5 protein-coding genes are annotated in these 12718 nt (G+C 64.0%); 3 read left to right on the top strand and 2 right to left on the bottom strand.

What is annotated here, in order from left to right; all coding sequences use genetic code 11:
• Positions 1 to 69 precede the first annotated feature (69 nt).
• The 3 genes from AC1MGR_RS07065 (at position 70) to glgB (ending at position 9184) form a co-directional block, all read left to right on the top strand.
• Positions 70 to 3450 carry a maltotransferase domain-containing protein gene (locus AC1MGR_RS07065; protein WP_480234117.1) on the top strand — a complete coding sequence of 1127 codons (3381 nt, stop codon included), beginning with the start codon at positions 70 to 72 and terminating at the stop codon, positions 3448 to 3450.
• 172 nt (positions 3451 to 3622) lie between these two features.
• Positions 3623 to 6880: a maltose alpha-D-glucosyltransferase gene (gene treS / locus AC1MGR_RS07070; RefSeq protein WP_480234118.1), complete on the top strand. Its 3258-nt coding sequence runs from the start codon at positions 3623 to 3625 to the stop codon at positions 6878 to 6880.
• Positions 6881 to 9184 carry a 1,4-alpha-glucan branching protein GlgB gene (gene glgB, locus AC1MGR_RS07075; protein WP_480234119.1) on the top strand — a complete coding sequence of 768 codons (2304 nt, stop codon included), beginning with the start codon at positions 6881 to 6883 and terminating at the stop codon, positions 9182 to 9184.
• Between the two features lie 118 nt (positions 9185 to 9302).
• On the opposite strand, the gene glgA is transcribed toward glgB, so the two are convergent.
• Both glgA and AC1MGR_RS07085 read right to left on the bottom strand, forming a co-directional pair.
• Positions 9303 to 10808, bottom strand: a complete 1506-nt coding sequence (gene glgA / locus AC1MGR_RS07080; RefSeq protein ID WP_480234120.1) for a glycogen synthase GlgA — start codon at positions 10806 to 10808, stop codon at positions 9303 to 9305.
• Positions 10809 to 10992: 184 nt separating this feature from the next.
• Positions 10993 to 12597 carry an alpha-amylase family glycosyl hydrolase gene (locus AC1MGR_RS07085; RefSeq protein ID WP_480234121.1) on the bottom strand — a complete coding sequence of 535 codons (1605 nt, stop codon included), beginning with the start codon at positions 12595 to 12597 and terminating at the stop codon, positions 10993 to 10995.
• Positions 12598 to 12718: the final 121 nt, after the last annotated feature.

Below are 12718 nucleotides of genomic sequence, written 5' to 3' on the forward strand. Positions count from 1 at the left end.
CGCTCGCCGGTTCAGGTGGCCCCTCTCAGGCTCCTCAGCCGTGCACGCAGAAGACGAGATGGAGCACGCATGAACGCACCCAGCCCCGCAACGACCGCCGCCCAGCGGACCGCAGCCGGTCAGGTGCCGCTTCCCGCAACCCTCGCGCCCCGGGCGGAAGGCCCTCGCATCTACAACCTCTTCCCGCTTCTCGTCGGCCGGGTGTCCGCATGGACCGCCGAACTGCCCCGGATCGCCGCCCTCGGGTTCGACTGGGTCTATCTCAACCCCTTCCACCAGACCGGTGGGTCACGCAGCCTCTACGCCGTGGCCGACCCGGACCGCCTTGACGAGCGATTCCGCGACCAGGACGGAACCTCGGACGACGAGCAGATCCGCCGGTTCTGCGCCGCTGCCGCGGCCCACGGCCTCAGCGTGATGACGGATCTCGTCATCAACCACACCGCCATGGATGGTCCCCTGGCCAGCCAGCGTCCGGACCTCTTTGTGCGGGATGCCGAGGGTCAGATCGAGAGCCCCTATGCGGTGGACCCCGACGATCCGTCGATCCGCACGGTCTGGGGCGATCTCGCCGAACTCGACTATCATTCGGAACGATCACGCCGGGAACTGACGGCCTTCTGGTCGGGCTACGTGAACCGCCTGCAGGACCTCGGCGTACAGGGTTTTCGCTGCGATGCCGCCTACAAGGTGCCGGCGACCGTCTGGTGCGACCTGATCGGTGCCGCGAAGGCTTTGGAGTCGGATTGCCTGTTCGCGGCCGAGACCCTCGGCTGTACCTTCGAGGAGGCGCAGTCCACGGCAGGTGCTGGGTTCGACTACCTGTTCAACAGTTTCGCTTGGTGGGACCTGAAGGCCTCCTGGGCGCTCGACCAATATGAGCGCCTGCGGGTCATCGCGCCCTCCATCGCCTTCCCCGAAAATCACGATATGGCCCGCTTGGCGGCCGACCTCGACGGCGACGCCGCAGCCATCGCCCGTCATCTGACGGCGCGCTACGCCCTGTCGGCCTTCTTCTCGGCCGGCGTGCTGATGCCCATCGGCTACGAATGGGGCTACCAGCGTGCCCTGCACGTGGTCGAGACGACCCCGGAGGTGCGTGAAACCGATACCGGCATCGACATCTCCGCTTCGATTGCAGCGATCAATGCTCTTCGTTCCGAGCTTCCGGCTGCCAATGTCGAGGGTGCCCAGGCACGGATATCGTCGCCGGATGCGCCCTACACTGCCCTGTTGCGCTTTGACACCGGCCACGGTGCTTCCGCGCGCAGCGCCACCTTGGTGCTGTACAACCCGACAGAGTCCGCCGTGCCGGTGAAGCCTGAGGCCCTTCTGGCCCGGACCGGTGGCATGCTCGGCGACTTCATCGATCGGACCCCCGAGGCGGAGCCGATCGATTTCCGCCCGGGCGTCGCCCTGGCACTGGCACCGGGCGAGGTACGCATCCTCGCCGCGGAGCGTTCCGGCGTGAAAACGGCGCCGAAGCCGAGCACGCCCAGTGGCGAGGGCCGGGTCGTCATCGAGGCGGTCATGCCGGAACTCGATGGTGGACGCTCCGCGGTCAAGCGCGTCGTCGGCGAGAGCGTCAAGGTCACCGCCGACATCTTCAGCGACGGCCACGAGATCATCGATGCCGAGATCCTGTCTCGTGTCGTCGGCGAGTCCGAATGGCGGGCCGACCGCATGGTGTTCGTCGACAACGATCGCTGGGGTGGCCACTTCCCGCTCCTGCGCAACGCTCGATATGAGTTCACCATACAGGCTTGGCGCGACGGTTATTCGTCCTGGGTCCGCGACACCTTGAAGAAGCGCGACGCCGGGGTCGATGTCCGCCTGGAGACCATTGAGGGCGTCGCCTTCGTGATGGCGGCCGTCGAGAACGCGACGGGTTCGGACAGCGATCGGCTCAAGGCTCTCGTGAGCGATCTAGAGGCTCAGTCGTCCGGTTCTGCCGGACAGCTCGACCTCATGCTGGCGCCCGCCAACGCGCATCTGATCCGTCGACATGCGCCGCGGATCAACCTCTCGCGCTATCCCGTGAACGTGCCGGTGATCGCCGATCGCCTCGCGGCGCGGTTCTCGGCCTGGTACGAGATCTTCCCGCGCTCACAATCGATGGACGTCAACCGCCACGGCACCTTTGACGATGTGATCCGGCGCTTGCCCGAGATCCGCGAACTCGGCTTCGACGTGCTGTATTTCACCCCGATCCACCCCGTCGGCAAGACCAACCGCAAGGGCAAGAACAACACCCTGAAGGCGCTGCCCGGGGATGTCGGTTCGGTCTACGCGGTCGGGTCAGAGGAAGGTGGCCACGAGGCTGTGCATCCGGACCTCGGCACCCTCGACGATTTCCGGCGCCTCGTGGCGGCGAGTCACGCCTACGGTATGGAGATCGCACTCGACTTTGCAATCCAGTGCTCGCCGGACCATCCCTGGATCAAGAACCACCCGGAATGGTTCGAATGGCGTCCCGATGGCACACTGAAGTTCGCCGAGAACCCACCCAAGAAATACGAGGACATTTCCAACGTCCACTTCTACGGCGGCGCGCTGCCGTCCCTCTGGATCGAGCTCCGCGATATCGTCATGGGCTGGGCCGAACTCGGGGCGCGGATCTTTCGCGTAGACAACCCGCACACCAAGCCGATCCCGTTCTGGGAATGGATGATCGGTGAAGTGAATGCCCGCTACCCGGACGTAATCTTTCTGGCGGAGGCGTTTACACGGCCGAAGATGATGAAGAAGCTCGCCAAGGCCGGCTACCAGCAGAGCTACACCTACTTCACTTGGCGCGATACCAAGCCGGACCTGATCGCCTATTCCACCGATCTGGCTGGCGAGATGGGCGAATATTATCGGCCGAACTTCTTTGCCAACACGCCGGACATCAATCCGATCTACCTGCAGACCAGTGGACGGGCGGGCTTCATCGTGCGCGCGACTTTGGCTGCTACGCTGTCGAGCGTCTGGGGCATCTACAACGGCTTCGAGTTGTGCGAGGCCGAGCCTTACCCGGGCAAGGAGGAATACCTCAACTCGGAGAAGTATGAGCTGAAGGCCTGGGATTACCACCGGCCCGGCAACATCCGCGACCACATTATAAAGCTCAACCAGATCCGGCGCGATAACCCGGCTCTGTGGGACTTCCGCAACGTCGTCTTCACCGGCGCTCACAACGACCAGATCATCGGATACGCCAAGGTGACCCCGGATGGGGACAACTGCATCTTCGTGCTGGTCAACCTCGATCCGCGCAACCGCCAGGAATGCACGTACGAGGTTCCCCTCTGGCTGCTGGGCCAGCCCGATCATGGCGCGGTCGAGGTCGAGGACCTGTTGCTTGGCTACAAGTTCGAGCTGCGTGGCAAATCGCACCGCATCGCCCTCGATCCCGCGGAGCGCTCGGCCGTGATCTGGCGCCTTCGTGCCCCGAGCCGGGTTGCGTAAGCCGCGTGCCCGTGTCAGCAAAAAAACCGGCGGCCCCGACGGGCCGTCGTCGTGTCGCCCGATTGTCGGCGCCTACCCAGCCGACGGACGCCGCGCTCGCCAGTCTCATCGCTGTGAGTGGTGCGGATGCCCCGGACACGCCCTTGAACTCGACGCATGAGGCAACGACGCGATGATCGATCGCAGCGATCCGCAATGGTACCGTGACGCCATCATCTACCAGATCCACGTCAAGTCGTTCTTCGACTCCAACAACGACGGGATCGGCGATTTCGAGGGCCTGACGCAGAAGCTCGACTATGTCCGCGACCTCGGTGTCACGGCCATCTGGCTGATGCCGTTCTATCCGTCGCCCCTTCGCGACGACGGCTACGACATCGGCGACTACCGCGACGTCAACCCGTCCTACGGCACGATGGAAGAGTTCCGGAAGTTCGTGGACGCCGCGCACGAACGCGGCCTGCGGGTGATCACCGAGCTCGTCATCAACCACACTTCGGACCAGCATCCATGGTTCCAGCGGGCGCGCGAGGCCCCGGCCGGCTCGCCAGAGCGCGACTTCTACGTTTGGTCGGATACAGACACCCCGTACTCCGACACGCGCATCATCTTCCTCGATACCGAGGTCTCGAACTGGACCTGGGACCCTGTCGCCAAGCAGTATTTTTGGCACCGCTTTTACAGCCACCAGCCGGACCTGAACTTCGACAACCCGGCCGTGCTCGAGGCGGTCATCGAGGTGATGCGCTACTGGCTCGATATGGGCGTCGACGGCCTGCGCCTCGACGCGATCCCGTACTTGATCGAGCGCGACGGCACGAACTGCGAGAACCTTCCGGAGACCCACACGGTCATCAAGGCGATCCGCGCGGCTCTCGACGCGAGCTATCCTGACCGGATGCTGCTCGCCGAGGCCAACCAGTGGCCCGAGGAGACCGCTCAGTATTTCGGCGACGGCGACGAGTGCCATATGGCATTCCACTTCCCGCTGATGCCGCGCATGTACATGGCGATCGCCCGCGAGGACCGGCATCCGATCACCGACATCATGCGCCAGACCCCGGAGATTCCCGAGGGCTGTCAGTGGGCGATCTTCCTGCGCAACCACGACGAGCTGACGCTCGAAATGGTCACCGCCGAGGAGCGCGACTACCTCTGGTCGTTCTATGCCGCCGAGCGCCGCGCCCGCATCAATCTCGGTATCCGGCGCCGCCTCGCGCCGCTGCTGGAGAACGACCGGCGCAAGATCGAGTTGATGAAGTCCCTTGTCCTGTCGATGCCCGGTACGCCGGTGCTCTACTACGGCGACGAGATCGGCATGGGCGACAACATCTACCTCGGCGACCGCGACGGCGTGCGCACGCCAATGCAGTGGTCGCCGGATCGCAACGGCGGCTTCTCGCGGGCCAACCCGCAGAAGCTGTTCTTGCCCTCGGTGCAGGACCCGATCTACGGCTTCGACGCCATCAACGTCGAGGCGCAGACCCAGTCGCAGACCAGCCTGCTGAACTGGACGCGCCGGATGATCGCGATCCGCAACAACTCGGTGGCTTTGGGCCGCGGCGGCATGCAGTTCCTGTATCCGTCGAACCGCAAGGTTCTGGCCTGGATCCGTGAATTCGAAGGCGAGCGCGTCCTCTGCGTGGCCAACCTGTCACGGGCACCGCAGGCGGTGCAGCTCGATCTGTCAGAACTGCGCAGCGCGGTGCCGATCGAGCTGACCGGTGGGTCAGAGTTCCCGGCCATCGGCGAGCTGCCCTACCTGCTTACCCTGCCGTCCTACGGCTTCTACTGGTTCTCCCTCAGTGCGGCGAACACCGGCAGCATCGGCCCGCAGCCAGAACTGCCCGAACTCTTCACCCTCGTTCTCACGGGCGGTATCGAGACCTTGATGGCCGGGCGCGAGCGCACGGCCTTCGAGCGCACCGTCGCCCCCCGATTCATCGCGACCCGCCGCTGGTTCGCCGCTAAGGGCTCGCGGATCAAGTCCGTGCAGGTCACCGACAGCGCGGCCCTCAAGGACAGCACCGGCGAGGCGAAGTTCCTTCTGCCCCGCGTCGCGGTTCATCTCTCTACTGGTGAGCGGCAGGACTATTTCGTGCCTGTGGCTGTCGATGAAGGGCGCGAGGACGAGGCGATGCTCCAGCACGCCGTCGCCCGCGTGCGCCGTGGTCCGCGCACCGGCTTGCTGCTTGGTGCGGCGGCATCGCCGAACTTCGCTGTCTCGATGATCGAGAGCATGCGCGAGGGCCGCGAGATCGCCACCGAGACCGGGCGCCTCGTGTTTTCGACCACGTCTGCTTTCGACAGGGAGATCAGCGTCGAAGCTGGCGAAGTCCGGTCTCTGAATGCCGAGCAGAGCAACACCTCGATCGCGATCGGATCGAAGATGATGCTCAAGCTGCTGCGCCGCCTCCAAACTGGAACCCATCCGGAAATCGAGGTCGGGCGCTTCCTCACCGAGACTGCGCATTTCAACAACACGCCGGCGCTTCTCGGCGTCCTCGAGCACGTCGATGCCAAGGGAACCCGCACGGCACTCGCGGTACTGCAGAAGTTCGTGCCGAATCAGGGCGATGCCTGGACCCTCATGCTGGAAGGGCTGCGCCGTGACTTCGACACGGTGGTGCTGGCTCCGGAAAGTGAAGCGCCGTCGCCGGCCGAAGCCTTCGAGACCCACCTGCGCTGGGCGATCCTGCTCGGCCGCCGCACGGCCGAGATGCACAACGCCTTCGCGGTCGAGACCGACGACCCAGCCTTCGCGGCCGAGCCCTTCGACCATGCCGATCTCTACGCCCTCGGCGACGACACGCGCCGTCAGGCCGAACGTGCCTTCCGCGGTCTCGACGGCCTCGCGGGCCGCGCGTCCAATGCCGCGAGCACCGAGCTGGCTGGGCGCCGTCACGAGGTCGAGGCAGCAATCGAGACCCTCACCGCCAAGGCACCCCAGGGCGCCACGAAGACCCGCATCCACGGCGACTATCATCTCGGGCAGGTGCTGGCGGCCGAGGACGATCTGATCATCGTCGACTTCGAAGGCGAACCCTCGCGGCCGGCCGATGAGCGCCGAATCAAGTCGACGCCGCTGCGCGACGTTGCCGGGATGCTGCGCTCCTTCGCGTATGGCGCCGAGACCGTGACCCGCGGGATCGCCGCGCGTTTCTCGGATTCCGAGGAGCGGGCTCGTCGGGCGTCAATCGCCTGGCGCGGCATGATTGATGCGGCCTTCCTCGACGGCTACCGCGAAGCCGTTTCCATGAGCCGGGCTGCCGTGACCGATCTGGAGACCGAAAGCCGCCTGCTCAAGCTCTCACTTCTGACGAAGGCGCTCTACGAGGTCGATTACGAAGCCAACAATCGTCCTGACTGGATCGAAATCCCCGCCCGTGGGGTTCTCAACATTCTGGACGAGATCAAGAGAGGCGTTTGAATGATGGGCATCGACGAGACGTTCGCGAGCAGGACCGGCCAGGCGTCCGGCACCTCCAGATCGGCGGACGTCGCGCCCGTTACCACCCGGGCGCCGCAGGCCGCGGCGTCCGAAACCGGTTCTCTCCACCCTGACGTGATCGCCGCGATCATGGCGGCGAGCCATGGCGATCCCTTCTCGGTGCTGGGCCCCCATCAGGTGGGTTCGGATCAGTGGGAAATTCGCGCTGTGCTGCCGGAGGCGAAATCCGCGAGCCTGCTGGTGGGAGGTCAGCGTATTCCTTTGGAGCGCAAGCATCCGGACGGTTTTTTCATTGCGCGTCTGCCAAGCGAGGGACGTCCGCTCTACGAACTCTCCGTCGAGACCTGGGACGGCGTCGAGCGCTCGCGGCACGATCCGTACGGCTTCGGTTCGTCCCTGCGCCAAGAAGACATCGACAACCTGCGTGAGGTCGGCAGCAACGTCACCTACCGCATCCTCGGCGCACAGCATCGCCCCGTTGACGGAATTGACGGCTTCCGATTTGCGGTTTGGGCGCCGAATGCCCGCCGCGTCAGCGTCGTCGGAGACTTCAATAACTGGGATGGACGTCGCCACCCCATGCGGCTCTGGCAGAACGGCGGGATTTGGGAATTGTTCATCCCCGGCCTGAAGGCCGGCGCGCACTACAAGTACGAGATCCGTGGAGCCGACGGGTCTCTCCTACCGCTGAAGGCCGATCCGGTCGCCTTCGCTGCCCAAAAACCACCGGAGACCGCCTCGGTTCTCCAGGGGACCAACGATCCAGCCTGGCACGACGAGAACTGGATGGCGACACGCGGAGAGAAGGACCCGCGTCACATCCCGATCTCGATCTACGAGGTTCACCTCGGCTCCTGGGCCCGCGTGGCCGAGGAGGGCAACCGCTATCTGACCTACCGGGAATTGGGCGAGCGCCTGATCCCCTACGTGAAGGAGATGGGCTTCACGCATATCGAGATGCTGCCGATCACGGAGTATCCCTTCGACGGTTCATGGGGCTACCAGCCGGTCTCGCTCTTCGCGCCGACGAGCCGCTTCGGGACGCCGGACGATTTCGCCGCTTTCGTGGATGCGGCCCACGCGGCCGGAATCGGTGTGATGCTGGACTGGGTGCCAGGTCACTTTCCTCTCGACGCCCACGGCCTTGGCCAGTTCGATGGAACCCACCTTTACGAACACGCAGACCCACGGCAGGGCTTCCATCAGGACTGGGGCACCTACATCTACAATTTCGGCCGTACAGAAGTCTCCAGCTTCCTCGCCGCCAATGCGCGGTTCTGGCTCGAACATTATCACCTCGACGGCCTGCGCGTGGATGCCGTCGCGTCGATGCTCTACCTCGACTACTCGCGTCGTCAGGGCGAATGGATCCCGAACCGGTATGGTGGCAATGAGAACCTCGACGCCATCGATTTCCTCCGCAAGACCAACGAGGCGACCTACGCCCATGCACCCGGCACCTTGACGGTGGCGGAGGAGTCCACGTCCTGGCCGGGCGTCTCACACCCGACCTACACGGGTGGCCTTGGCTTCGGCTTCAAGTGGAACATGGGGTGGATGCACGATACCCTGAACTTTGTCTCGAAAGAATCGATCCACCGGCGATACCATCACCACGACCTGACCTTCGGTTTGCTCTACGCGTTTTCGGAAAACTTCATCCTACCCCTGTCCCATGATGAGGTGGTGCACGGGAAAGGCTCGCTGCTCGGCAAAATGCCCGGCGATCGCTGGCAGAAGTTCGCGAACCTGCGTGCCTATTACGGTTTCATGTGGGGCCATCCCGGCAAGAAGCTCCTCTTCATGGGCTGCGAGTTCGGCCAGGAAAAGGAATGGAACCACAATCAGAGCCTCGATTGGCATCTTCTGGAAGATGGGATGCACCAGGGCGTCAAGGATCTGATCCGCGACCTCAATCACCTCTATAAGTCCACGCCCGCCCTTCATAGCCGCGACACCGAAGCCGGTGGATTTCAATGGTTGGTGGCGGACGACCAGGACAACAGCGTCATCGCCTGGGCCCGCAAGGGTCGTGAGCCCGAGGAGATCGCGGTGGTCGTCTCCAACTTTACGCCAGTGCCGCGTGAAGGCTACCGAGTCGGTGTGCCGGCGGACGGCTTCTATCGGGAAGCCATCAACTCCGATGCCGGACGTTACGGCGGTTCGAACGTCGGCAATATGGGCGGAGTCCAGGCCGAGGCCGTACCGAGCCATGGCCAGCCCTACTCCGTATCCCTGACAATCCCGCCGCTGGCGACGACGATCTTCCTGCGCGAGGGGTAGGACCGGGGTACCGTGCGTCCCGTCCACCGAGATGGGTCGCAGCCTGCCAGTGAAAACGAGAACAGCCGGCGGATGAACCCCGCCGGCTGTTCTCGTCGATAAGCGGGACGTGCCGATATCAGGCGGCGCGGAGGCGAAGGGCGGCCGTGTTGCCGAAGGCTCGGGCGTAGAGCGAGGCGTAGTTCGTCGCGGCCTGATCCCAGCCGAAGGAGCGCGACATCGCGTGGCGGCGCATGGCATTCAGACGCTTCTTCTGCGCGAAGGTGTCAAACGCGCGGCGAATGGCACTTGAGAAGCCGCGTGTGGAGGCTTCGCCAAAGGTGAAGCCGGTGACCCCGTCCTCGACCGTATCGGCGAGTCCGCCGGTACGATGAACGATCGGCAGAGATCCGAAGCGTTGCGCATACATCTGGGCGAGCCCACAGGGCTCGAAGCGCGAGGGCATTAGCAGGAAGTCGCTGCCGGCGAACATGCGGCGGGCATCCCGCTCCTCAAAGCCGACATGGACGCCGACGGAGGATGGGTGACGGCGGGCAAGATCGCGCAATGCGCCTTCGAAACGGCCTTCGCCCTGGCCGATTACCACCAGTTGCCCGCCCTCGGCCACGATGGACTCGGCCGCCCCAATGCTGAGGTCGATGCCCTTCTGATGGACGAGGCGCGAGACCACGGCAAAGAGAGGCCCACGCGAAACGGCCAGACCGAATTGTCGGCGAATGGTCTCGGCGTTGGCGCGCTTGCCCTTCCAGTCATCGATCTCGAAGCGAGCGGCAAGATGCGGGTCGGTGCGAGGATCCCAGCTCTCGTCGATGCCGTTCAAGATGCCGGCTAGACGCCCCTGCGCGGCCCGAGTTCTAAGCAGGCCATCGAGGCCGCAGCCTGATTCCGGCGTGATGATTTCCCGGGCGTAGGTCTCGCTGACCGTCGTTACGTGCGACGCGTAGTAGAGCCCAGCCTTGAGAAAGGAGAGTTGGCCGTAGAACTCGACGCCATCCATCTGGAAGGCATCTTCGGGTACCCCGAGGCGTCCCAGGGATTCGCGGGGGAAAACGCCCTGATACGCAAGATTGTGTACCGTGAGGATGCTCGGAACCCGCAATCCGTTCCACGCGAGGTAGGCCGGGGCGAGGGCTGCCTGCCAGTCGTTCAGGTGAAGCAGATCCGCAGCCCAGGATCCGTCGATGCCGCGCGCGATTTCCGCGGCGGCGAGACTCAGGCGGGCAAAGCGTATGTCGTTGTCGCCGAAATCGCCCTGGGCATTGCCGTAAGGCGTCCCGTCTCTCTGATAGAGATCTGCGTTAAGGACGACGTAGACTTGCAACCCGTCGCTGGTCTCCACGAGGCCGAGATCACACGGCGGAACACCGGCGTGGCCGGGCAACTGCGCGACGATCGGGATATGATCGAACTGCTCAACGACCTGCCGGTAGCCCGGAATCAGGACGCGGACATCGTAGTGTTTACGCAGGGCTCTCGGCAGGGAGCCAGCGACCTCGCCGAGGCCACCCGTTTTCACGAAGTCGGCCATCTCCGGCGTCGCGAAAAGGATGCGGGGCTGTAATTGTTGCCGGGATCGGGTGCTGTGGTGGAAATCGATGGGGTCTTGCTGGTCCGCCAGGCTCATGAATGCGTTCCCGCGTCGAGCGGTGGGCGGGAACGGAGAGCGAGAGCCCAGCATCGACGTCGACCTCGTGAACGCAGCGTGACGGCTAATGTTCCGTTGCGTTGCACAATTCAAGCCACGTTCAGGAACTTTCTCGAAACGGGACCAAAGTGCCCGCTTTTCACACGCTGTTGTGAGGATCGAACTAGGTTCCGACCGAATTCTGAAAGAGGATCAGACCCTCATTGGCCGCAAGAACCACATCGCTCTCGGACCGGCTGTCGGGTCGATCCGTGTGAGTCGAAAGTAGAATGGCCCAGCTGCCGTCATTTCCGGCGGTAAAGTTAACGGTTTGTGGAGATGCACTGAAGTTTAGCAGTATGCGGAGTGTCGCATCACCGTCGTGCCGTTCGTAGGCAAAAACGAAGTCCGTCGAAATGGGAAGACGGCGAAATTCTCCGATCGAGAGGGCCGCGTGATCCCTGCGAAGGCGCAGGAGCCGGCGGTAGAGGGTAAGAAGCGATCGGGCATCGTCGCGCTGCCACTCGACATTCCGGGTCGCCGCGTCCGGGCTCAATGGGAGCCATGGCTCTCCCGCACTGAACCCAGCATTGCGTGAATCGTCCCACTGCATCGGCGTGCGTTCCGGGTCGCGGCCATGGCCCGGCTCGTTGCGCTCCCAGGGATCCTGGACACGGTCTGACGAAATTGTCACGTGGGCGAGACCGATCTCATCACCGTAGTAAAGGGTCGGCGTGCCGCGCAGGGTCAGCAGGAGCATCGCCGCGATTCCGGCCTGAGCGGCGCCGACCCGTGCCGCGATCCTGGATTGATCATGGTTGCCGAGCACCCAGTTCGGCCATCCGCCCGGGGGGAGGGCGTCCTCATAGGACACCACGAGCTCGGCCACCGAGCGAGCGTTCCAGGGTGTCTGGATCAGCTGAAAGTTGAAGGGCAGATCGACCCCCGCCAGATCGGCGCCATAATAGGCGACGAGGCGTTCGACGGGCAGGTAGATCTCGCCGATCAGAACCCGCTCACCATAGGGCGCGAGAACGGCTCGCATCTCGGCGATGACATCGAAGATCTCCGGACGATCGGCAGAATAGACCTGGGCGAACCGATTGATCTCGGCCTGCCCGGGGCCGAAGCTCGGGTTCTCGGGATTATCGCGGAATCCCTCATCCTTCATCAAATGCCAGATCACGTCGACACGGAAGCCGTCGACGCCGCGGTCGAGCCAGAAGCGCAGCGCATCGTGCATCGCGGCGCGAACGTCTGAATTGCGCCAGTTCAGATCCGGCTGCTCGCGTAGGAAGGCGTGATAGTAGTACTGCCCAGTCGCCTCGTCCCTGGTCCAGGCGGGGCCGCCGAAGTTGCTGATCCAGTTGTTCGGCGGACCACCATCGGGCGCTGGATCGCGCCAGATGTACCAATCTCGCTTTGAACTTGAGCGTGAAGCACGGCTTTCGGCGAACCACGGATGGGCGATCGAGGTGTGGTTCGGGACGAAATCGAGGATCACCTTGAGCCGGCGGAAATGGGCTTCCGCCACCAGAGCGTCAAAATCCTCCAGCGTTCCGAACAGCGGGTCGACGCCGCAATAATCGGCGACATCGTAACCGAAATCCGCCATCGGCGAGGGATAGAACGGCGAGATCCAGACGGCATCGACGCCGAGCCAGGCGAGATAGTCGAGGCGGCGGGTGATGCCGCGGAGATCCCCGATCCCATCTCCGTCACTGTCTTGGAAGGAGCGCGGGTAGACCTGATAGACGGTGCCGCTCTTCCACCAGACCGTTTCCGCCATGCCATCCTCCGGCGACGCGTTCCGATCGCGTCCGGGCCGGACCCTAGCCGCAGACGGCACCGCGCGCGACCCGTTAGAACCACAGGGCGTTCAGACAATATTCGAACGTGCTGTGGTCTCA

This window comes from Methylobacterium sp. BI1, from assembly GCF_056680125.1.

Coding starts and splice junctions, on each gene's coding strand:
- AC1MGR_RS07065 (WP_480234117.1), top strand. CDS start 70: ATGAACGCACCCAGCCCCGCAACGACCGCCGCCCAGCGGACCGCAGCC.
- treS (WP_480234118.1), top strand. CDS start 3,623: ATGATCGATCGCAGCGATCCGCAATGGTACCGTGACGCCATCATCTAC.
- glgB (WP_480234119.1), top strand. CDS start 6,881: ATGATGGGCATCGACGAGACGTTCGCGAGCAGGACCGGCCAGGCGTCC.
- glgA (WP_480234120.1), bottom strand. CDS start 10,808: ATGAGCCTGGCGGACCAGCAAGACCCCATCGATTTCCACCACAGCACC.
- AC1MGR_RS07085 (WP_480234121.1), bottom strand. CDS start 12,597: ATGGCGGAAACGGTCTGGTGGAAGAGCGGCACCGTCTATCAGGTCTAC.